This is a genomic window from Micromonospora sp. D93, from assembly GCF_018070365.1.
Lineage (GTDB): Bacteria > Actinomycetota > Actinomycetes > Mycobacteriales > Micromonosporaceae > Micromonospora > Micromonospora ureilytica.
Map to the genome: position 1 here is coordinate 55,744 of NZ_JAGPXW010000007.1, position 21,841 is coordinate 77,584.

20 protein-coding genes are annotated in these 21,841 nt (G+C 71.4%); 5 read left to right on the plus strand and 15 right to left on the minus strand.

Going from position 1 to position 21,841, the window contains the following annotated elements; all coding sequences use genetic code 11:
• The first annotated feature begins 3 nt into the window (after positions 1-3).
• Positions 4-525 carry a hypothetical protein gene (locus KBX71_RS11080; protein ID WP_210817858.1) on the plus strand — a complete coding sequence of 174 codons (522 nt, stop codon included), beginning with the start codon at positions 4-6 and terminating at the stop codon, positions 523-525.
• A 72-nt stretch (positions 526-597) separates the two neighbouring features.
• Here the strand turns inward: KBX71_RS11080 and ahcY are convergent, their stop codons facing one another.
• The 14 genes from ahcY to KBX71_RS11150 form a co-directional block, all read right to left on the minus strand.
• A complete protein-coding gene (gene ahcY, locus KBX71_RS11085; protein ID WP_210817859.1) occupies positions 598-2,097 on the minus strand; it encodes an adenosylhomocysteinase in 1,500 nt (499 codons plus the stop codon).
• Between the two features lie 279 nt (positions 2,098-2,376).
• A complete protein-coding gene (manA, locus tag KBX71_RS11090) occupies positions 2,377-3,540 on the minus strand; it encodes a mannose-6-phosphate isomerase, class I (RefSeq protein ID WP_210817860.1) in 1,164 nt (387 codons plus the stop codon).
• A gap of 3 nt (positions 3,541-3,543) precedes the next feature.
• The gene (locus tag KBX71_RS11095; RefSeq protein WP_210817861.1) at positions 3,544-4,551 is read right to left on the minus strand and encodes a cation diffusion facilitator family transporter; all 1,008 of its coding nucleotides are present in this window, start codon (positions 4,549-4,551) and stop codon (positions 3,544-3,546) included.
• A gap of 70 nt (positions 4,552-4,621) precedes the next feature.
• The gene (locus KBX71_RS11100) at positions 4,622-5,821 is read right to left on the minus strand and encodes an SIS domain-containing protein (protein ID WP_210817862.1); all 1,200 of its coding nucleotides are present in this window, start codon (positions 5,819-5,821) and stop codon (positions 4,622-4,624) included.
• Positions 5,818-6,003 carry a Trm112 family protein gene (locus KBX71_RS11105; protein WP_091394023.1) on the minus strand — a complete coding sequence of 62 codons (186 nt, stop codon included), beginning with the start codon at positions 6,001-6,003 and terminating at the stop codon, positions 5,818-5,820. Before KBX71_RS11105 ends, KBX71_RS11100 begins: the two co-directional genes overlap by 4 nt.
• Positions 6,004-6,064: 61 nt before the next feature.
• Positions 6,065-7,450 (minus strand): phosphomannomutase/phosphoglucomutase, encoded by a 1,386-nt coding sequence (locus KBX71_RS11110; protein WP_210817863.1) that lies wholly within the window; start codon positions 7,448-7,450, stop codon positions 6,065-6,067.
• Positions 7,451-7,520: 70 nt separating this feature from the next.
• Positions 7,521-8,579 (minus strand): hypothetical protein, encoded by a 1,059-nt coding sequence (locus KBX71_RS11115; RefSeq protein ID WP_210817864.1) that lies wholly within the window; start codon positions 8,577-8,579, stop codon positions 7,521-7,523.
• 151 nt (positions 8,580-8,730) lie between these two features.
• Positions 8,731-9,492, minus strand: coding sequence for an endonuclease V (locus KBX71_RS11120; protein ID WP_307847040.1), 762 nt, complete (start codon positions 9,490-9,492; stop codon positions 8,731-8,733).
• A gap of 92 nt (positions 9,493-9,584) precedes the next feature.
• Complete coding sequence (locus KBX71_RS11125) at positions 9,585-9,833, minus strand: hypothetical protein (RefSeq protein ID WP_210817865.1); 249 nt, start codon at positions 9,831-9,833, stop codon at positions 9,585-9,587.
• 63 nt (positions 9,834-9,896) lie between these two features.
• Positions 9,897-10,553 (minus strand): tetratricopeptide repeat protein, encoded by a 657-nt coding sequence (locus KBX71_RS11130; protein WP_210817866.1) that lies wholly within the window; start codon positions 10,551-10,553, stop codon positions 9,897-9,899.
• Between the two features lie 39 nt (positions 10,554-10,592).
• On the minus strand, positions 10,593-11,033 hold the full coding sequence (locus KBX71_RS11135; protein WP_210817867.1) for a hypothetical protein: 441 nt from the start codon (positions 11,031-11,033) through the stop codon (positions 10,593-10,595).
• On the minus strand, positions 11,030-15,400 hold the full coding sequence (locus tag KBX71_RS11140) for a toxin glutamine deamidase domain-containing protein (protein ID WP_210817868.1): 4,371 nt from the start codon (positions 15,398-15,400) through the stop codon (positions 11,030-11,032). Before KBX71_RS11140 ends, KBX71_RS11135 begins: the two co-directional genes overlap by 4 nt.
• Before the next feature lie 16 nt (positions 15,401-15,416).
• Complete coding sequence (locus tag KBX71_RS11145; RefSeq protein ID WP_210817869.1) at positions 15,417-15,749, minus strand: hypothetical protein; 333 nt, start codon at positions 15,747-15,749, stop codon at positions 15,417-15,419.
• Positions 15,746-16,168 carry a YbaB/EbfC family nucleoid-associated protein gene (locus KBX71_RS11150; protein WP_210817870.1) on the minus strand — a complete coding sequence of 141 codons (423 nt, stop codon included), beginning with the start codon at positions 16,166-16,168 and terminating at the stop codon, positions 15,746-15,748. Before KBX71_RS11150 ends, KBX71_RS11145 begins: the two co-directional genes overlap by 4 nt.
• A gap of 79 nt (positions 16,169-16,247) precedes the next feature.
• On the opposite strand from KBX71_RS11150, the gene KBX71_RS11155 reads away from it, so the two are divergent.
• Positions 16,248-17,489 carry an SUKH-3 domain-containing protein gene (locus KBX71_RS11155; RefSeq protein WP_210817871.1) on the plus strand — a complete coding sequence of 414 codons (1,242 nt, stop codon included), beginning with the start codon at positions 16,248-16,250 and terminating at the stop codon, positions 17,487-17,489.
• A gap of 63 nt (positions 17,490-17,552) precedes the next feature.
• On the opposite strand, the gene KBX71_RS11160 is transcribed toward KBX71_RS11155, so the two are convergent.
• Positions 17,553-18,320, minus strand: a complete 768-nt coding sequence (locus tag KBX71_RS11160; protein WP_210817872.1) for a hypothetical protein — start codon at positions 18,318-18,320, stop codon at positions 17,553-17,555.
• Between the two features lie 43 nt (positions 18,321-18,363).
• On the opposite strand from KBX71_RS11160, the gene KBX71_RS11165 reads away from it, so the two are divergent.
• The 3 genes from KBX71_RS11165 (at position 18,364) to gabT (ending at position 21,832) form a co-directional block, all read left to right on the plus strand.
• Complete coding sequence (locus KBX71_RS11165; RefSeq protein WP_210817873.1) at positions 18,364-18,810, plus strand: MarR family winged helix-turn-helix transcriptional regulator; 447 nt, start codon at positions 18,364-18,366, stop codon at positions 18,808-18,810.
• A 310-nt stretch (positions 18,811-19,120) separates the two neighbouring features.
• Positions 19,121-20,557 carry a gamma-aminobutyraldehyde dehydrogenase gene (locus KBX71_RS11170; RefSeq protein ID WP_210817874.1) on the plus strand — a complete coding sequence of 479 codons (1,437 nt, stop codon included), beginning with the start codon at positions 19,121-19,123 and terminating at the stop codon, positions 20,555-20,557.
• Between the two features lie 3 nt (positions 20,558-20,560).
• The gene (gene gabT, locus KBX71_RS11175) at positions 20,561-21,832 is read left to right on the plus strand and encodes a 4-aminobutyrate--2-oxoglutarate transaminase (RefSeq protein ID WP_210817875.1); all 1,272 of its coding nucleotides are present in this window, start codon (positions 20,561-20,563) and stop codon (positions 21,830-21,832) included.
• Positions 21,833-21,841: the final 9 nt, after the last annotated feature.

Genomic DNA, 21,841 nt, shown 5'->3' on the forward strand with positions numbered 1-21,841 from the left:
GCTGTGGCGCTCGTCGGTCGGCAGACGGTCTATCTCCCGGCCGTCAGTGTCCACTCCGCCCCGGTCAACGCCCTGGTCCTGATCTCCTTGGCATTCGCCGTGACGCTGTCGGTGCATCTGCACAGCGAGATGGCGGATGTCGAAGGTTCGTCGGCCAAGCCGCTCTGGCGGTGGGAGATGCTGCAGACGGTCGTGGGCGGCCTGTTCGGTGTGGCCATCTTCCTCGGCCTCACCCACGTCACCGGTGCCGGGCATCTGGCGCTTGGTTCCGCTCGCGACTTTCTCTTCTGGTTAGGCGTCGCGCTGCTGTCCGGCCGGGCGCTGAGCTGGGAACTGTCCTGGGTGCTGCCGGTCGTACTCGCTGTGGCCGTCGGGGTGGCCGGCACGGCCTCCTCGGGTCAACCCCGGCCCTGGGCTCTTCCGCTGCTGCCGGCGGATTCCACGCCGGCCGCCGTCGCGTCCGGGCTCGTGCTGGCCGTGGGCCTACTCGTCCTCAGCAACGCCGGGCGGAATGTGCACCGGTGACGGGCCGGATCGTCCCGTCACCCGCGAGTCGGCGCTCCCGGGCCGGGCGAACGCCCGACCCGGGAGCGGAACTCAGTAGCGGTAGTGATCCGGCTTGAACGGACCCTCCGTGGAGACGCCGAGGTAGGCGGCCTGCTCCTTGGTCAGCGTGCTCAGCTTGGCGCCGAGCGCGCCGAGGTGCAGCCGGGCCACCTTCTCGTCCAGGTGCTTGGGCAGCACGTAGACGCCGATCGGGTACTCCTCGGTCTTGGTGAAGAGCTCGATCTGGGCGATCGTCTGGTTGGCGAACGAGTTCGACATGACGAAGCTCGGGTGCCCGGTCGCGTTGCCCAGGTTCAGGAGGCGGCCCTCGGAGAGCACGATGATGGCGTGCCCGTCGGCGAAGCGCCACAGGTCGACCTGCGGCTTGATGTTGACCCGCTCGACGTCGGAACGCTTGGCCAGCCCGGCCATGTCGATCTCGTTGTCGAAGTGGCCGATGTTGCCGACGATGGCCTGGTGCTTCATCCGGGCCATGTGCTCGTTGGTGATGACGTCGAAGCAACCGGTGGCGGTGATGAAGATGTCGGCCTGCGCGACCACGTCGTCCAGGGTGGCGACCTGGTAGCCGTCCATCGCGGCCTGCAACGCGCAGATCGGGTCCACCTCGGTCACCACGACCCGGGCGCCCTGGCCGCGCAGCGACTCGGCGCAGCCCTTGCCCACGTCGCCGTAGCCCATGACGACAGCCATCTTGCCGCCGATCAGCACGTCGGTGGCGCGGTTGATGCCGTCGATGAGCGAGTGCCGGCAGCCGTACTTGTTGTCGAACTTGCTCTTGGTCACCGAGTCGTTGACGTTGATGGCCGGGAAGAGCAGGGTGCCCGCCCGGTGCATCTCGTAGAGCCGGTGCACCCCGGTGGTGGTCTCCTCGGTCACGCCCTTGATGCCTGCGGAGATCCGGGTCCAGCGCTGGCCGTCCTCGCCGAGCGAACGGTGCAGCAGCTCCAGGATGACCGCGTACTCCTCGGAGTCGGCGGACTCGACCGGCGGGACCGCACCGGCCCGCTCGAACTCGGTGCCCTTGTGCACGAGCAGGGTGGCGTCGCCGCCGTCGTCGAGGATCATGTTCGGGCCCTGCCCGTCCGGCCACGCAAGAGCCTTCTCGGTGCACCACCAGTACTCCGGCAGGGTCTCGCCCTTCCAGGCGTACACCGGAACCCCGGCGGGAGCCTCGGGGGTGCCGTCCGGGCCGACGACGATCGCCGCGGCGGCGTGGTCCTGGGTGGAGAAGATGTTGCAGGACGCCCAGCGCACCTGCGCGCCGAGCGCGACAAGCGTCTCGATCAGGACGGCGGTCTGGATGGTCATGTGCAGCGAGCCGGTGACCCGCGCGCCGGCGAGCGGCTGCGCCTCGGCGAACTCCCGACGGATCGCCATCAGGCCGGGCATCTCGTGCTCGGCGAGCTGGATCTCTTTACGCCCGAATTCGGCGAGCGACAGATCCGCCACCTTGAAGTCGCCGTCGGCGAGCGTGCTCGGCCGGGCCTCGGACGGCGTGCCGCTGGCGGCTGCCGGGAGGGTGCTGGTCATAAAAGCTCCTGTCGAACGATGTCTGCGCCGACCCTCCACCTTACGCGCGTCGGCTACGGGCAGCAGGCACGGTCCGCGGACAGCGCACGGGGCGGCCGGTAATGGGCGGACCTTCCCGCCCACGTCCCGCCCGCCCCGTGCATCCCCCCGGTTTGGTTCCCCCGCACGTTCTCGGACCGTCGTCGCGATAACGCTGCGTACTCATAGAGTCACATTCAGGCAGGGCGACGTCAAGCTATTCCGGGAAAGTCGGACTTGTGTCGTTCTCTCGCTTGGAGATCAGCCCAGCCCGGGCGTCGCCACGAACGCCACACCGGCGCCGTCGATCCGCAGCGGCGCTCCGGACGCCGTGCCGATCGCCGCCTCGCCGGAGGCCAGCGTCAACGCGCCGACGCCGTCGTCCACGGTGATCGCGCCACCGGCGCAGAGCACCACCCGGGGGCCGGGCAGCGGCAGCGTCACCGAGGGCACCGCAGCGTCGACCCGCACCCGGTGCAGTGCGAAATCGTCCACCGGCACCGGCCACCAGTCCACGCCCGGGCCGACCGGCTGGGCTGCCCGCACCGGATCGACGAGCACCTCGAAGCGCAGCACCCGCAGCAACTCGTCGACGTCCACCCGCTTCGGGGTCAGACCGCCGCGGAGCACGTTGTCGCTGGCGGCCATGATCTCCACTCCGCAGCCGCTCAGGTAGGCGTGCAGGTTGCCGGCGGGCATCCAGATCGCCTCCCCCGCCTCCAGCCGCAGGTGGTGCAACAGCAGCGCGACAAGCGCACCCGGATCCCCCGGGTACGCCTCGGCCAGCCGGCGGGTCAGCTCCGCGTCCGGGCTGTCGGCCGGCGCTGCCAGCACGGAAGCCAGCAGGTCGTGACGCTGGGCCACCGGCCAGCCGAGCAGCGTCCGCACCGCCGTCCGCAGCCCCGCCGGCCCGGCCCGCAACGCGGCGACCACAGGCGTCAACGCCGGTACGCCGAACGCGGCGAGCGCCTCGGCCGACTCCGCCGGGTCCCGGAACCCGCACAGCGCCTCGAACGGGGTGAGCGCGACAAGCAACTCCGGCTTGTGGTGCGGGTCGGAGTAGTTGCGCCGCCCCTCCGGGCGCCCCTCCTCCGCCGCGTAGCCGGCCCGCGCCTGCTCGGCGTCCGGATGAGCCTGCAGGCTCAGCGGAGCATCGGCCGCGAGCACCTTGAGCAGGAACGGCAGCCGACTACCGAACCGCTCGGACACCCGCTGGCCCAGCCACTGGCCTGGTTCGTCCCGCACCAGGTCACAGAGGCTCACTCGCAGGCCGGCGCGATCCACGTGGGCCGGTGCGCCCGGGTGGGCGCCCAACCACAGCTCCGCCTCCGGACCCGCGCTCGGCACCGGCCGCCCCTGAAGGAGGGCGATGGCCGAGCGGGAGCCCCAGGCGTAGTCCCGGATCGGCCCGTACAGTGGCTCCACCCGTCAGCCCCCGGGCCGCCCGGTCGCCTCGCCCGACGCGTCCTGCGGCTGCGGCACGGCGGTGTCGGCGGCGGCACCGGTGCCGGCCTCGGCGGCGGCGGCGCTGTAGACGTCCGGCTCCAGATAGATCACCCGGGCGGTGGGCACCGCGGCGCGGATTCGGGCTTCGACGGCGTTGATGCCGCGCGCCAGGTCGTGGGCGCTCTCCCACTCCGGCACAGCGATCTTGGCGGCCACCATCAGCTCTTCCGGACCCAGGTAGAGCGTCTTCATGTGGATGATCCGCTCCACCTCGGGGCCGTCGGTGACGGCCCGCTCGATGGTGGCCAGGTCGGCCGGCTCGGCGCCCTCACCGAGCAGCAGGCTCTTCGTCTCGATGGCCAGCACGACGGCGATGACGACAAGCAGGATGCCGATCATCGCGGTGCCCGCGGCGTCCCACCGGCCGTTGCCGGTGATCAGCGTCATCCCGACGCCGAACAGGGCGAACACCAGACCGACCAGGGCGCCGAAGTCCTCCAGCAGCACCACCGGCAGCTCCGGCGCCTTGGCCCGGCGGATGAAACGCACCCAGGACTGGTTGCCCCGGACGTGGTTGGACTCCCTGATGGCGGTCCGGAAGGAGAACGACTCCAAGATGATCGCCGTCACCAGCACCACCACCGGCAACCAGTGCCAGGACGTGATGCCCTCCTTGTGGTCCCACTTGTGGTACGCCTCATACAGCGCGAACAGGCCACCGATGCTGAACAGCACGATGGACACGATGAACGCGTAGATGTAGCGCTCCCGGCCGTACCCGAAGGGGTGTTCCGGGGTGGCCGCGCGCTTCGCCCGCTTGCCGCCGAGCAGCAGGAGGCCCTGGTTGCCCGAGTCGGCGACCGAGTGGACCGCCTCGGCCAGCATCGACGACGAGCCGGAGAGCAGGAACGCGATGAACTTGGTGACGGCGATGCCGATGTTGGCCAGCAGGGCGGCGACAATCGCCTTCGTCCCACCGTTGGCGCTCATGCCACCGCTCCGCTTCGCCGCACGAAGCCGCCCGGTCCGCGCATGACTCGCCGCCGCCCCCTACGTTCGTTCACTGGTTCGACAGCTCCTTCATCTCGGTGATGGCCGGGACGGCCATCGGGTCCAACCCGTGTGCCAGAGCAAGGTAGATCGAGGCGAAGTCCGGAACGGCGATCAGCGACGCCAGCCGCTCCAGGGCGGAGCCGCCCTCGGCGGTCACCACGTCACACCGCACACCACGGCGCTCCGCGAGGGTCTGCACCGCGTCCGCGCGGCGCTCCTCGACGGCGAGCGGCTCGTCGGTGTCGTCCTCGGCGTTGAGCCCGCCGTCGCGCAGCAGCACCAGCCGCAGCCGGGTGCCCTCGCCGTCGTCGTCCTCGGCCCGGTCGGCGAAGATGTCCCGCTCCCCCTCGGCCAGGCCGCCGAAGACGCCGTCGAGCAGCCCGACGCGACCCCGCCCGGCCTCACCCAGCGCTCCGGTGACCACCGGGTAGCGGGCGTTGGCCGACAGCGTGTCGCCGAACCGGCGGGCCGCCACCGTGGCCAGCGGGGACGAACCCCAGACGATCGGGATCGAGCCGGCCAGACCCAGTGCCAGTGACTTCGCCGGGTTGACGAAGGACTCGGCGGCGGAGCGGCAGCGGTCGGCGTCCGCGTCGAGCCGGGCCGCGGTCTCCGCCAGGTCCGCCTCGTTGACCTTCACGAGCCCGAGGGAACGGGCGGCGAGCAGGACCGGCACGGTGAGTGCCCAGAGGCTGGCCCGGGCCGGGGCACGCCGGGGCACCGGGATGAACGGCGCCCGGGCCTGCTCGGCGATCGACTGCAACTGCGAGTCCGGGGCACCCACGGCGACGAGTCGGGCACCACGCCGGTGGGCCGCCTCGGCTGCGCCGAGGGCCTCCGGGCTACGTCCGGAAGCGCTCACCGCGATCACCACGTCGGCCGCTCCCACCCAACCGGGGACGCCGGCGCTGCGGTGCCCGATGATCGGGACCGGGCAGCGCGGCCCGGCGACCGTGGCCAGCACGTCCCCGGTACGCCCCGCCGTGCCGATGCCGGCGATCACGACGGCTCGGGGCCGCCCGTCGTCGGCGAGCACCGCGAGGTTCGCCTCGGCCGCCAGCGCGGCGCTCTCCCGAACCTGCGCACCGGCCGACGCCGTGTGCCGGAGCATGCCGCCCGGGTCGGCCTCGGCCAAGGCCTGCGGGTTGTCGAGCAGGGCCTCGTCGGCGTCACGGCGCCCGCTGACCCCGGCCGTACCGTCGATCATGAGGACTGCCCGGGGCCGCCGCGCGCCTCGTCGAGCAGCAGCACCGGCACGTCGTCGCGGACCTCGAAGATCCGGCCGCACTCCGTGCAGGTCAACGTCTGCGCCTCGGCGTCATAGGTGAGCGGGGCGTGGTGCGTGTCCGGACAGGCAAGGATCTCGAGCAACTGCGGATCCAGGGCCATGGCGCGGCTCCTTCCACGTGTGCGGCTTGACCGGCGGCGGTGCCGACCGGCGCAGGCGATCTTATCGGCGAACGCGGTCGAGCACGTCGTCCCGGAGCGAGACCATCCGATCCCGGGTGGGCGCCTCGACGTTGAGCCGCAGCAGCGGCTCGGTGTTGGAGGCGCGCAGGTTGAACCAGGCGCCGTCGGGGAAACGCAGCGTGAGCCCGTCCATCTCGTCGGCCACCGCGTCGGGGTACGCGGCGCGCACCTCGGCCACCGCGGCAGCCTGGTCGGCCACCGTCGAGTTGATCTCGCCGGAGGCGATGTAGCGCTCGTACTCACCGGCGAACACGGACAGCGGCAGCGACTGCTCGCCCAGCGCTGCCAACGTGTGCATCGCCGCGAGCATCCCGGTGTCGGCGAACCAGAAGTCCCGGAAGTAGTAGTGCGCGGAGTGCTCGCCGCCGAAGACGGCGTTGGTGCGGGCCATCTCCGCCTTGATGAAGGAGTGCCCGACCCGGGCCACGACCGGCTTCCCACCGTGCTCCCGGATGATCTCCGCGACGGCGCTGGAGGTGATCAGGCCGTGGATCACCGTGGAACCCGGGTGCTTGGCCAACTCACGGGCGGCGACGAGAGCGGTGATCGCCGACGGCGAGACCGGCTCGCCGCGCTCGTCCACCACGAAGCACCGGTCGGCGTCACCGTCGAAGGCCAACCCGATGTCGGCCCCGTGCTCGACCACCGCGCGCTGGAGGTCGACCAGGTTCGCCGGGTCAAGAGGGTTGGCCTCGTGGTTGGGGAAGCTGCCGTCCAACTCGAAGTAGAGCGGCACGATCTCCAGCGGCAGCGGCGACAGGGCCGCGTCGCCCAGCACTGTCGGAACGGTGAAGCCACCCATGCCGTTGCCGGCGTCCACGACCACCTTCAACGGTCGGATGCCCGAGAGGTCGACCAGCTTGCGCAGGTAACCGGCGTAGTCGGGAAGCAGGTCGCGCCGCTCGGCGGGCCGGGTCGGCGCACCGGCGGGACGAGCGTCGCCCGAGTCCAGGAGGGCCTGGGCCCGCTCCCGGATCTCGGCCAGACCGCTCTCCTGACCGATCGGGCGGGCGCCGGAGCGGCACATCTTGATGCCGTTGTACTGCGCGGGGTTGTGGCTGGCGGTGAACATCGCGCCGGGCAGGTCGAGCGAGCCGGACGCGTAGTAGAGCAGGTCGGTGGAGGCGAGGCCGATCTCGATCACCGAGCGCCCCTCGGCGCGTACGCCAACGGCGAAGGCGGCGGCGAGGCCGGGCGAGGTGGCCCGCATGTCGTACCCGACGACTACCGCGTCGCCCGGCTCGTCGGTGGAGTTGAGCAGTTGGGTGAAGGCGGCTCCCAGTGCCTCGGCGGCCCGTTCGTCCCACTGGTCCGGCACCGTCCCGCGGACGTCGTAGGCCTTCACAATCTGGGACAGATCAGACACGTGTTCCACTCCTCGGCCGCAGGTTAGACACCGATCCTGAGCCTAACGGAGGGGCCGGGTCGTACTCCGCTCAGCCGGGGAGCCGGGGTATGAACACGGTGTGGCCGCCGTCGGTGGGCGGGTCACCGGGCGGCCGACCGTCGGGCCGGCCCGGCATCGGCTGCGTCGCCTCCGGTGCCGGAGCGGGGGTGTCCGGCCGGGCGCCGTAGACCCCGCCGGTGGCGGGACGCGGGGACGGAACCGCCCCCCAATCGGCGGCCGGCGGCTGCTGGCCGTACACCTGGCCGGGGCGACCGGGCGCGGCCGGCAACCCACCCCCCGCGCGGTAGGTGGTGCCACCGGGGTTGCCCGGCAGGGCGCCGGGCCCGTCGTCGGACGTCTTCCGGTCCTGCCGCGAGCGGCGGAACAGCAGCACGATGAGCAGCAGTCCGACCGCCACCAGCACGATGCCGAAGTACATCACTGGTGACCCTCCTCCGGACGATTCGGCGGCGGTCGCCGTGGTGTTCGGCGCGCCGGAGACGCCGCCCAGCGCCGCCGGGTTCACCGCCTCGTCGACGGTCGCGGCCTCGGTCGGGCTCGGGGAGGGCGTGGGCGACTTCGACCGCGACGGGGTCGGCGACGGAGTCACCCGCGCTCCGGTCAGCCGCGCCGCGTCGCTGGCTTGACCCAGCCTCTGGCCGGCGGCGCTGAGGCCCGCACCCGTGACCACGAGGCGGCCGCCCGGAGCACCCTCCGCGAACGCCACCCGGTAGCGCACAGTGATGCCCTTGCCCTTGCACAGCGTCGGCTTCGACGGTGACGTCTGCGCTGTCGACACGTTGCCGTTGCCGCCGCCGACGGCCACCGGGAACCAGCGCCCGCCCGCGTTGACCTCGACCTTCACCTGGCTCGACTGGAGACCCTCCAGCCTGAAGCCCAGCGCGGTACGCAACAGGACGCACCCGTCAGTGCGCTTGCGCACTGCGACGTTCACCCCCTGCGCGGAACCACCGGCGGCGAAGCTGCTGGCCGCACCCACCCGGACCGAGTCCTCGTCGGCCAGCGCCGGCGACGCACCGAGCATCACCAGGCCGCCCGCCAGACCGCAGACCGCCGCGAGCCGTGCCACGCGTCGACGCACTGTCATGATCACCTCGCCGTTCTCCCCGGGTGGGGTCCGCTGGTCAGGCTACTACCGGCCCACTCACCCCATCGGTCATAGAGCGGCCCGGATGTGTGCGGCGTTACGGTTTACGACCCGACCCGCCGACCTGCGGTTGACCGGACTGACCAGCAGATCAGCCGGCCGATCCGGCCGATCCGTCGGCCTTCTCCGCCAACCGGCCGGCCTGCTCCGCCAACCGGCCCGACTGCTCCGCCTCGGCCAGGGCGTCGCGGCACAGTCGGTCGGCGGTGCGGGTGGTCTCCGGCAGGCGGTAGCGCGGAGTCAACGCGAGCACCTGCGCGGTCGCGTTCCCCAGGCTCATCCGATGACCGACGCTGACGAAGACCGGCCTGACCCCGTCCCGGGTCCGCAACACCCGACCTACCACGTCACCACCGTCGCGCAACGACGACCAGGAACCCCGCTCGGCGGACGGCGGATCCCACGTCCCGACCAGTGGCGTCTTCCCCACCCCGATCGCGGGCAACCCGGTGACCACCCCGAGATGGCACGCGAGCCCGAACCGGCGCGGATGAGCCAACCCGTGCCCGTCGCAGACCAGCAGGTCCGGAATGGTGGTCAGGCGGTCGAGCGCAGCGAGCAACGCGGGCAACTCACGAAAGGCGAACAACCCCGGCACATAGTCGAACGCGGGTCGACCCACACCGACCGCGGAGTCCACCACCGCCAGGGTCCGGGCATCCAGGACCGTCACGGCCGCCGCCAGAAGGTCACCACCGGCCGCGTACGCGACGTCCAGGCCGGCCACCGTCGCGGGGGCGCTCGGCCCCGGCCCGACCAGGTCCACCAACGGCCGCAACTCCTCCTGTACGGCCACCGCCTCCGCAACACTGCCCGGCGAGGCGGGTGTGCCCGCCGTGCCCGCGGTGCGCACGGCGCGCGCCGCCCGGCATGATCCACTCGGGTTCACGGAAGTCGGGCTATCCCTCGGACCGGGATGCCCCGACTTCAATGAACCGGAGTCGATCACCCTCGACCTGCGGCCTCGGCACCATCCCCGGCGGCCCTACCGTCCGGGCCACCCCGGGCAGGGTCGCCTTTGGCCCGGCTCCTGATCGCACCCAGGCCCAGCACGAAGGCAATGCTGAGGGCGACACCAAAGGCGACACCACCCTTCGCCCCGAACACGGGAATGCCGATCGCCAGGCCGACCAGGATGCCAACCGGCCAGGCCCAGAGATAGAACCTGTCGCCCTGCTTAGCGGATCTCGCCATGCGTCGATCTTATTCGGCGCTTCCAGGGCCCACCGATCGCCATTCGCGACCAAAGCCCCACCGTCAGGCAAGCCCCAACTCGCCACGGGCCTCCTCGACCCACCGGCCAACCCCGTGCGCGCCGCTGTCGGCCGCGAGCCAGGCCGCCTCGTCGAGCAACTCACGGGCACCTTCCCGATCACCGTCGCCCGCCGCTAGATCCGCCAGACCGATCAGATTCGCCGCGACTCCCGCGGTGAAGGACAACTTCCGGCGCAACCGGGTCGACTCCGTCAGCAAATCCCGCGCCCCATCAACACGACCGGCGGCCTGCTCGCCGAAACAGAGGTGCCGCAGCACGTACGACAGCGTCAGCTCATCCCCCGCCGCGGTAGCCAACTCGCGCGCCCGGACGAAGGCCGGGCCGGCGGCCGCCTGGTCCTGCCGAATGACCTGGTGGACCGTGCCCACCCAGAAAAGGGACTCCCCCTCACCACGGGCATCACCCAACTCCCGGTACAGCCCGGCGGCCCGCTCGAAAAGCGGCAACTCCTCCGCGTCCTCCAAGCCGGTATCGAGGAAACGCGCGTGCAGAAGCCGCCCCCGGGCCAACGCCACATCCGCGTCCAGCGCGGTGAGATCCCGCTCCGCCTCGTCCAACGACTTCGCGTCGCCACCGAAGACCGCCTGCTCGTACCGCAGGTGCGCCCGTACCAGCCGCGCATCCAGTCCTTCGGCCATCACTGACTGCCCCTCCGTCTGTCCATCCGCGAACCACGCCTATGCCGCTCTCGCGATATCGGGGTCCGCGCCAGGATCACCGGCCGCGCGGAGCTGCTCCTCGAACATGACGAACGTCCGCTGCCGGATCCCACGAATGAGCGCCTGCTCCTTCGGCGTCTCGTGACGCGCCTCGGCGTCCGCCAGAAGCTCGATCGAACGCACCGTCTCGTAGAGCGCGAAGATTGGCCCTTCACCCTTGAGATAGTGAGTCCGGAACGCCTCGACCTCCTGAACGAAGTCCTCTGCCGTACGACGGAATATGTCACCTCCGACGCCTAGCGTTATCTCCACAAAGATGTCGTTCTTCTCGTGCCAACCCCCAGAGTCGATAGACAGCCGCCAGACCCTGGCACCGCCGTCGGGAGTCTCGACGATCTTCACCGGTGACTGGTAGTAGAGGTAGTAGGAGGGAAGCACAAGACCCGACATCTCGGTCATTCAGACTTCTCCTCGAAAGTTGACTGTAATGCCGTCCAGAACAGCTGCTGCTCACGAAGACGAATGCCGTCCGTGATCGCTCGCTCCCGACGCGTCAAAGCTCGGCCCTCTTCCTCGGCGAGAGCCTCCACGTCACGTCGGACCTCATAAAGCACATGCTCCCAGACCGCGACGGCGTCAAGCGCAGCCAGGTGTAGGCGGAATTCGGCAAGGTGACCGTTCCGCATCCGAAGCACGATCTGCACGTCCCGATAGCCACTACTCATCGGCGACACAAACCGATCTTCACAGCTCACGACGACGATGCCGGGGTGCCCCTTGACTCGCCCGAGTGCGGCGTAGAGGTCGCCAAGGTTGCGGAACTCGACCTTCGCGGCGGCCAGGTCGAGCAGCTTGGAAGCATCGCCCTGGTGTTTGTTCACCTTGTCCTCGGCTCGACGACGGTCCTTGGGCTGAGAACGCCAGCCGGGCTCTCCGACGGGAAGACCACCGACATGGGCTAGGGACACTGCTAGCTGATTCAGGTCTGCCTGCGCCTCTATCGCCGCCGAATAGAGGTTGTCGAGGTAGTGCTTCCGGTAGACGGCGTCGTCGCGTCGGACCTCGTCGAACCCTGCCTGCGCGACCGGCCCCCGACGCACCTGGATACTCGCGCTGATCCTCAGCTGCTCGCCGGTGAGGGGTGTCGGCTCCGGTAGGGGCACTTGCGGGCGGTCCGAATCCTGTCGCATGGCCTCCTGTTGGGCGACGTCGTCGAGCACCTCGGCGAGGACGTCGATGGCCTGTTGGTGGCTGGCCAGGTGATAGAGGGTCAGCGGCCGGGCCGTCAGCGACTTCGCGAGTTCGGGCGTGGACTGGATCATGCGCGCCAGGTCAGGGTGCTGCACCAACTGCCGCACCAGGTGCTCGGCCAGGTCCGGTTCGTTAGGGGGCGGCTCTCGCCGGGCGCTGTCGAGCATGTCCCGGACCCGGTCGTCGGCGAACAGTCGCACAAGATCCCGTGCCGAGGCTTCGTCCAGGTCCGGCATGAGCCGACGAAGGGTGGGCGGGTCGACCGCCGTCGCGAACTCAACGGGAGTCACGCCGGCCGCGAAGACCTCGTCAACGGTGTTGGCCGACGACACGGCGCGGGCAGGAGCGCCACCCGGTGTGGGCTGGTCGAGATCGGCGCTCGATGGATTGTCGGCGTCGGGCGACCACGGGGCCGAGCCTGGGCCGTCGAGGAGCAGGTACATCCGGTTGATGTACGGGTCGCCGTGTCCGCCGTTGTCATGCGTCGGCGGGTGATCCAGCAGGTCGGGTCGCTCACTAAACCGCCCTCGGGGCAGTCCGCCGAGCGGCATCGGCCGGCCGTCTCCGCTCAGCACCAGCGCGTCGATGCCGACCACGTCGGGGTAGAGCGGCCGGTCCCGGACCACGCCGTTCTGCGGGTCCACGTAGAGCACCGTGCCGTTCTGGTTGAGCGCCACCCAGGCGTGCGAACCGCCGTGCGCCCACTCGGTGACCAGGAACGAGTAGCTGCCGTGGCCGCCCAGTAGCAGTTGGTCGTGCAGGTTGCGGTAGCCCCGGTCGGCGGCCTGCCGCGCCTGCGCGGCGTCCGAAGGGTGGCCGGGCGCGAGGAGTTTCTGGAAGCGCCCGCCGGTCACGTCCTCCACCCGACCGGGGCCGCCCGCCTCGCCACGGATGGGGCGCCGGATGTCACCGTCCAGGTAGCCGTCGAAGGTACGAGGCGCCGACACGCGGGGCCGCCCGTGCACCCACGTCTCGAACAGTGACAGCGTGCAGTCCAAGCAGTTGATGCCTCGGGTGGCGTCGGCCGCGGGACCGCCGTCGTTGAGGAGCCGGAACCAGCCGCCCTGGCGGGGGTCGGCGGTGCGGGCGACGGCGCCGTTCGGCTCGCGGGGCATCTGCCGTTCGACGTCGACCTGGTGCAGGGCGAGCGGTGGACGGAGTCCTCCGGGCTGCCCGTACGGCCGGGAGTCGTCGATGGGCGGCGGACCGTCGTCGCCGGTGAGCCTGGACGGGCCGGCTGTCTCCACCGCGCCGAGCGCGAGCGCGCCCACGTCCCGGTTGGCGTGCTCGAAGGTGGCGGTGATGTCCACGACCGGCGGGGCAGTGGTGCCAGCCAGCACCGCATCCGCCAGGTCACGCCATTCGGTGTACGCGCGAGTCTCCTCGTTCGCGGCGCGCTGCCAGCCGTCGGCCCACTGCCGGTTGCCGGCTTGGTGCAACTGCCGGGCGTAGGTGGCGTACTCGACGGCTCGGCGATCGTGCTCCACGGCACGGGTGCGCAGGCGGGCGGCCTCGGCCTGCCGGCGGTTGTTCTCGAACGCGATCCGCAGCGATTCGTAGTGGTCCTGGTAGCGCCGCCGCTCGGCGGCTTCCGCCGCGGCTGCCCACTGCGCCGCGTACGAGTCGTTGGTCTCGGGCTCGCGCACCGATGGGGCACCGAACGCGGCCACGTCGACGGGGATCGACGCCCTTCCCCGGGCCGGATGATCGGGTGCTCGCACCGGGGCGGGCGTCTCCCGCGTCGGAACGCGCGACGGTACGGCGAATCGACCCACCACCGGTGGGGTTGAGGCGACCGGCAGCGCTCCGTTGGTGGTGGTCGGGACGCCGAAGGTGACCGGCGCCGCTGGGCCGGGGGTGATCGTTGGTACGGAGGGTCCGGTCGCCGGAGTCCAGGCGGTCGGTCCGGAGGTGGTGGTGTGCGGCGAGCTGCCGGGGTGGGTCGGCGGCACACCGGTGGCAGCCGGCCCACTGCCCGATTCGAGCGGACCGACCACGGGCGAGGCCGCCACCGAAAGCCGCGGATCAGCACCGACCGCCGACGTGGCCGGATCGGCACTCACCGCCGGAAACACCGGATCGGCTCCGACCGCCGACGTGGCCGGGTTGGTGGTCGTCGACGAGAGCGTGGGGTCTGCCGCTACCTGGTGCGGTACGCCCGTTCCCACCCCGATTGGCCCGCCCGTCGACGGCGTCGCCTCGGACGCGCTCACCGGGCGGTCCGCCACGTCCACGTCGGACACCGCATCAACAGTCGTCGCTGACGACAGGTGCGCGTCGGGCACGACAGGAGACGCCAGCCCGGCTCGCCCTGACTGCTCGATGCCCGGAGACGTCTGCGCAGCCACCTGGTTCGTCGGCGACGCCGCGCCGGCCTCCGTCGCCTGCACGGGAACGTCAGCAGACGTGACGAGACCACCCGAAGCCACACCACCCGAAGCCCCCACTGCGGGCGAGACCGCCGCGGACGGGACCCCCGCGGAGGACGACGCTCCCGCATCCCCCGCGACAGGCAGCACAGACGGAAGGGAGGGACCCGCGAACGACGTGCCGGCGAGGGCGTTGGCCTGCGCGTCGAGCCGGGCGCGTAGCGCGTGGTCGGTCTGGCCGGTCGCCGAACCGGTGGCCCCGGACGCGGCGGCGCGCGCCACGTTCTCCATCGAGGTCAGGCCCTGGCCGGTGGCCAGGCTCGCCGCGCCCTCGGCCAGCACCTCGCCGGTCATCTCCCGCCCCAGGTGCTCCCCGACCTTCGCCGTTCGCCCGGTCGCGTGCCGGCCCAGGCCGGCCAGCGGCGCCACCGCCCCGCCGGCGAGCCCGCCGACCGCCGAGGCACCGAGGTCGGTCAGGTCCAGGCCGTGTGCCCGCCCGGTGGAGTTCTGGTACGCCTGGGTGGCCAGGGTGACTCCGGCCTCCTCGGTGGCTTCCTCCAGCCCTTCCCGGGCGGCCCGCTTGGCGAAGCCGCGTGCACCACCTCGGGCGGCCTCCTTGGCGGCCCGCTCGCCGGCCTCCTTGAGCCCGTGTTTGAGGGATTTGCTGGCCAGCTGGCCCATCAGCCGCTTGAAGATCTGTTGAACCAGGAGCCGCGTCGCGGTGATCGCCACGCCGGCGGCCGGGGTTGCCGCACCGGCGGTGAGCACCGCCGCGACCGCCACGGAGAGCAACTCGACGACCAGGATGCCCAGCTCGATCCAGACTTCCAGCTTGGCGCCCTCGATGTCGCAACCGCACTCCTCGACCAGTCGGCCCAGGTCCGCCGTGACCGCGAGCAGCACGGGCAGCGGGGCGTCGGCGCCCTCGGCGATCCCCCGCCAGGCCGCCTCGAACGCCGCGTCGACAGCCCCGACAGCGCCGTACCCGTTGTGCACCTCGATGGCGGCCGCGGCGGCGTCGGCGTGCGGCCCGGCGAGTACGGAGGCGACCGCGTACCACTGGTCGGCGAGGTCCCAGACGGCCCGCTCGTTGCCCTCCGGCCACTGCACACCGACGACCCAGTCGAGGGCCTCGTAGATCCAGCCGGGCACGTCCCACGGTGCGTGGTCCAGTGGGTGCGGGATGGGACTCGGCAGCACGCTCATCTCAGATCGCCGGCCGTCAGCGCCGGTCGGCGGCCCGGCCGACCCGGGCGGCGTTGGCCCCGTCGGTCTGCACGCTCGCGTCGACCGCCTCGACCACGTCGCTGCCCAGTTCGGTGAGCCGGTGCCCGACGCCGGCCCAGGCTCGCAGCACGGTCTGCTCGAACCCGCGGTAGTTGCGCTCGAAAGCCGCGCCCATGTCGTCGCGGCCCCACGGCCGGGCACCGCTGGCGGCCTCGATCGCGCCCCCCTCCGCCACACGACGGGCCGTCACCGCCTCGCCGGCGAGCGCCAGGTCGGCACCACCCCGGCGGGCCCGGGAGGGATCAAGCCAGAGCTGCCCGTCGGTCATGCCTTCGCCTCACCTTTGCCGAGTGCGGCGTCGGCCCGGCCGAGCAGCGCGGCGTAGTCGCCGGTCTTGAGGAAGTCGGTCGCTCCGGAGCCGGCCGGCATGCTCTCGGCGACGAGGTCGCGGGTGGCGTCGGCGGCGGCGGTCGCGGCCGCCCGGATCGTTTCGGTGATTTTTCGGCCGAGCGCGCCAGCGTCGCGGTCCCGGTAGATGGCCGGCGTCAGCTCGACCTCGATCAACTGGCCCTGCGCGCTCACTGTCGCCGTCACCTGCCCGTCGGCGGACCGCCGGGTCACCCGTAGCGCGGCAAGCCGCGTCTGGAGGGTGTCCAAACCGGACCTGAGCTGCTGATATTGCCCGTACACGTCGTCGAATCGGGCCCGTAGGTCGCGATTGACGCCCCGGTCCGCCTGTTCGTCCACCGCCGCCCCTCCCGTCACCGTCGGTAGAGCGAAACAATACCGGCCGCCATCGATCCGTGTAGTCCGGTAGTTTCAATGCGTGATCGACCGTCAACAGGCCGAGCAGCTCGCGGCCACCTGGGCCCGCCGTGACTCGCAGCGCCTCGGCCACGAGTGCACCGCGATGGTCGACGAGTTCGACCTGGGTTACGTCATCACGTCCGTCGTGCCCACCGAGGTGCGCACGGTGCCGGGTGACCTGCCGACGACAGTCATCGACAAGCAGACCGGCAAGGTCACCACCTGGCCCCGGGTGCCGAGCACTGTGGTGGCGGAGCTGTACCGGCGCAGCCAGCCGGCCGGGCCGACCGCTCCCCGCACCGTCGACCCGTCGAGCCTGCTGGTCCGGGAGATCCACCGGGGCGCCACCCCGAACACCGCCGCGCACCTGACCATCGACGGGCGGATCTGGACGGCCCAGGGCACGAGGGCCGACGTGCCACTCAACCATCACCCGCTCGTGCGCGACTATCTCCAGCAACTGCCCCCGGGCGAGCTGGTCCGCGGCGGGGCGGCGCACGCGGAGCTGATCGTGGTCTCCGACGTCCTGCACGAGTACGACCACCGCCGCGCCGCCGAGGGCATCGCGCCGATGGGGCGGGCCGAGGCAGCCGCGCTCCTGGAGGACGCCCGCTTCGAGATCTTCCGGATCCGTGAGCCGGGTGATCCCGCGGGTGGGCCCGCCGAGCGGCCCTGCGACTCGTGCATCAGCTTCCTGGTGCGGGCGAACGTCCTGCCGGAGTCGGCTCGCGCCTACACCGAGACCTGGAACGCGCCGGAGGCACCCGACTCCGATCCTGGGCGCTTCCCGGCGGAGGTCGCCAACGCGCTGGTCGCGGCGGGTTGGCGGCCACACATCGGGGATCAAATCATGGCCGCCGCCGCGGTACGCGACGTCACGTCGGTGGCGGGGCGGAACCATCGGCACGAGGTCTTTCCCGCCGCCGTGGAGGCGCTCACCGCGTTCCCCAGTCTGGTCGGCGCGCGGCGCGGTCGGGGCGAGCAGGTGTGGATCTCCCGTTTCGACATCCGCCCGCACACCATCGCGCACACCGCCGACACCCTCGCGGACTTCGGCGCGGTCCTCGGCGTACGCCTCTTTCCGATCGGCACCGAGCAGCAGGACAGCATCCTGGCGGTGGACGAACGCGGTCGGGTCTTCGCGCTCGATCAGGCCGGTGAGTGGTTCCTCGGCGACACCATCGACGCCGCGTTGATCACTCTGCTGCTCGGCCGCTCCCCCGCCCGGGTTCGCGACGACGGCACCTGGCAGGCCGACTAGCCCGCCGAGTAGCCGGAGGGAGTCTCACTGGCTGCGCCTCAATCTACGTCGCTAGCGACTTCGTCAAGTCCCTGAGCTGCGGGTAAGCGGTAAGGTCAGGACGTTCATCGCGCCGAACTCTCGCAGGCGGCCACGGGCCAGCCCGGCTGAGCCGATCGCCGCGGCTCCCACGGCTGCCGCCAGCCGTACGACGCGCGGGCGGGTTCGCATACCCGCGAGGGCTCCCAGGCCCCAGCCGGACGCCACTGCGAGCGGTAGCCCACCCCGACGAGCCCGCACGACTGAGGTGGCCACCGCGGCGGAGACCGCGAGCAGGCCCGCCGTCGCGGGCCCCACCACCTTTGGCGTGTTTCGATCCGCTCGTGCGGCAACGACGTTGACGGCGCTTGCCAGGACCGTCCACCCCAGCAGTAGCCCGGTGCTGACCGGCGTGACAGCGTTCAGGCCCGTCGCCCGGGGTGCCTGCTGAAGCTGGACGTGGGCGGTCGCGGCAAGGCCCGCGGCGACCGGCAACAGGTACGGGGTGAGCGCGAACCGGTCGGTCTGGGCGGCCAACGACCATGCGGCGTTAACCGCGTACGCGCCTGCCAGAGGCCAGCCTGTCCGGCGGCTCAGCGTGCTGATGCGGCCTGCCGGTAGGCACTGGCCCAGCGTCGACGCGACACAGCTTCCGAAGATCGGCGCCCAAATGGCGAAGGCGTAAGGCGGTGGGGTGATCACGGTGTCGTACCGATCGGTCCGCTCGCCCTGGCCGATCACCGCGCCCAGGGTGGGCACCGCGACGAAGGCGGCGCACGTGGCGGCCAGAGCGATCGAACGTTCGTTGTCCATCGGGGCCTCTCGCAATATAGCTTAGTTTCTAAGCTACCTTACGATGGGCGGCGTGAACCAGCAACCGCACCAACTGGCGTGGGCGGTGCACCACCTGGCAGCCGCCGCGGCCGAGGTGGACGCCTCGATAGCCCGCCGGATGAACTTGAGCGCCGGCGACTACCTGGCGCTCAAGCACCTGTTCGTCGCCGACGACCCACTCGGCCCGGTGGAACTGGGCCGCCTGCTGGGCCTTTCCTCCGGTGCTGCGACCGGGTTGGTGAACCGCCTGGAGCAAGCCGGTTGGGTCCGCCGCGAACTGCGCACAGACGACCGCCGGCGCCAGACCCTCACGACAACGGTGAAGGCGAGCGAGACGCTGTTACGCGAACTCCGGTCATTGACCGAGGACATCGACCGCGCGGCCGGCCGCCTGGCACCCGACCAGCGCCGTCTGGTGACCGACGCGCTCCTTGAGTTAGCTCAACTGCACCGTAGGCACGCCCGGTGACCAGCCGATCCGAAGATCGCCCCACCGGGGTGACGGCAGCGTCGACCTGGTCGGGCGCGGCAACTGTGGCACGCCCCACCGGGCGGCGTCGTACGCGTGGTGGACTGTCAACTCCCCCCTCGCCGGTGGCGGGGCGGGAGGCGACGAAGAAGGGTGCGGGCACCACGCCGAGCAGCGAAGCCACGTGATGGGTCGACGGAAACAGTCGCGATAACCCTTGTCTGCCGCGAATTCAGTAGCGAAGATGGCAGAGAGATTGCGATAACCGCCGTAGAACCGCGCCCCCGGCCCCCTTCGGAGTGATCCCGTCATGAGTGACCAGCAGCAGCTGCGCAACTTCGTCAACGGCGCCTACGTCGACCCGGCCGATGGCGGTTACGCCGACCTGGTCGACCCCTGCACGGGTGAGGTGTTCGCCCAGGCCCCGATCTCCGGCCCCGCCGACGTGGACGCGGCGATGAACGCCGCCGCCACGGCCTTCGAGAGCTGGCGGGAGGTCACCCCCGCCGAGCGGCAGCGGGCGCTGCTCAAGCTCGCCGACGCCGTGGAGGCGCGCGCCGCCGAACTGGTCGACGCCGAGGTGCGCAACACCGGCAAGCCCCGCCAGCTCACCGCGGAGGAGGAGCTTCCCCCGGCGGTGGACCAGTTCCGGTTCTTCGCCGGCGCCGCCCGGATGTTGGAGGGGCGGTCCGCCGGGGAGTACCTGGCCGGGCACACCTCCTACGTGCGGCGTGAGCCGATCGGCGTCTGCGCGCAGGTCACCCCCTGGAACTACCCGCTGATGATGGCGGTCTGGAAGATCGCCCCGGCGCTCGCCGCCGGCAACACTGTGGTGCTCAAGCCGTCGGACACCACTCCGGTGTCGACGCTGCTGCTCGCCGAGATCGCCGCCGAGTTCTTCCCGCCGGGGGTGTTCAACGTGGTCTGCGGCGACCGGGACACCGGTCGTACCCTCGTGTCGCACCCGACCCCGCAGCTGGTGTCGATCACCGGCTCGACCCGCGCGGGCATGGAGGTGGCCGCCGCGGCGGCCCCCGACCTGAAGCGGACCCACCTGGAGTTGGGCGGCAAAGCCCCGGTGGTGATCTTCGACGACGCGGACGTGGCGGCGGCCGCCGAGGCCATCGCGCTGGGTGGCTACTTCAACGCCGGGCAGGACTGCACGGCGGCCACCCGGGTGCTGGCCGGCCCCGGCATCCACGACGACTTCGTGGCGGCCCTCGCCGAGCAGGCCCGCAACACGAGGACGGGCGCCCCGGACGACGCCGACGTGCTCTACGGTCCGCTGAACAACGCCAACCAGCTCACCCGGGTCAGCGGCTTCGTCGACCGACTGCCGGACCACGCGGCGATCCAGACCGGCGGGTCCCGGCAGGGCGAACGCGGTTACTTCTACGCGCCGACAGTAGTCTCCGGGCTGCGTCAGGCCGACGAGATCATCCAGGACGAGGTGTTCGGGCCGGTCATCACCGTGCAACGCTTCGCCGACGAGGACGAGGCGGTGCGCTGGGCCAACGGCGTCGACTACGGCCTGTCCGCGTCGGTCTGGACGCGGGACCACGGCCGGGCCATGCGGATGACCCGTCGACTGGACTTCGGGTGCGTCTGGGTCAACACGCACATCCCGTTCGTCTCCGAGATGCCGCACGGCGGCTTCAAGCACTCCGGGCACGGCAAGGACCTCTCGGTCTACAGCCTGGAGGACTACACCCGGATCAAGCACGTCATGCACAACCTGGAGAGCTGAGCCATGCCGTCGAGCGAGGAGCTGCACAAGCGGCGCGGCGGTGCGGTGGCCAGGGGCGTCGGCAGTGTGATCCAGTCCTACGTGGACCGCGCGTCCGGCGGGACGGTCACCGACGTCGACGGCCGGGAGTGGATCGACTTCGCCGCCGGCATCGCCGTGACAAGCGTGGGCAACTCGGCCCCGAGGGTCGTCGAGGCGGTCCGGGCGCAGGTGGAACGGTTCACCCACACCTGCTTCATGGTCGCGCCGTACGAGTCGTACGTGGCGGTGTGCGAGCAGCTCAACGCGTTGACGCCCGGCGGGTTCGAGAAACGCTCGGCGTTGTTCAACTCCGGCGCGGAGGCGGTGGAGAACGCGGTGAAGGTCGCCCGGCACGCCACCGGGCGGCCGGCGGTCGTGGTGTTCGACCACGCGTACCACGGCCGGACCAACCTGACCATGGCGTTGACCGCGAAGAACATGCCGTACAAGCACCGGTTCGGGCCGTTCGCCGGGGAGATCTACCGGGTGCCGATGTCGTACCCGCTGCGCGACGGCGGGCTCTCCGGCACGGACGCGGCGGCACGGGCCGTCGAGATGATCGAGAAGCAGGTCGGCGGGGAGAACGCCGCCGCGCTGCTCATCGAGCCGATCCAGGGGGAGGGTGGCTTCGTCGTACCCGCGCCGGGTTTCCTGCCCGCGCTGCGTGCCTGGGCGACGGCGGCCGGGGTGGTCTTCGTCGCCGACGAGATCCAGACCGGTTTCTGCCGTACCGGTGACTGGTTCGCCTGTCAGCACGAGGGCGTCGAACCCGACCTGGTGACAGTGGCCAAGGGCATCGCCGGTGGCCTGCCGCTGGCCGCGGTGACCGGCCGCGCCGAGCTGATGGACGCGGTGCACGTGGGCGGGCTGGGTGGCACGTACGGCGGCAACCCGATCGCCTGCGCCGCGGCGCTGGCCACCATCGAGACCATGCACGAGCTGGACCTGGCCGGCGCGGCCCGACGGATCGAGTCGGTGCTGGTCCCCCGGCTACGGGCCATCGCCGAGCGGGACGCCCGGGTCGCCGAGGTACGCGGCCGGGGCGCGATGCTCGCCGTGGAGCTGGTGCTGCCGGGCACGCTCACCCCCGACCCGGTCACCACCGCGGCGATCTCGGCGGCCTGTCACGCCGCCGGCCTGCTCACCCTGACCTGCGGCACGTACGGCAACGTGCTGCGCTTCCTGCCCCCGTTGGTGATCTCCGACGGGCACCTCGGTCGGGGTGCCGACCTGCTCGACGCCGCCTTCGGGTGAGCGGCAGAG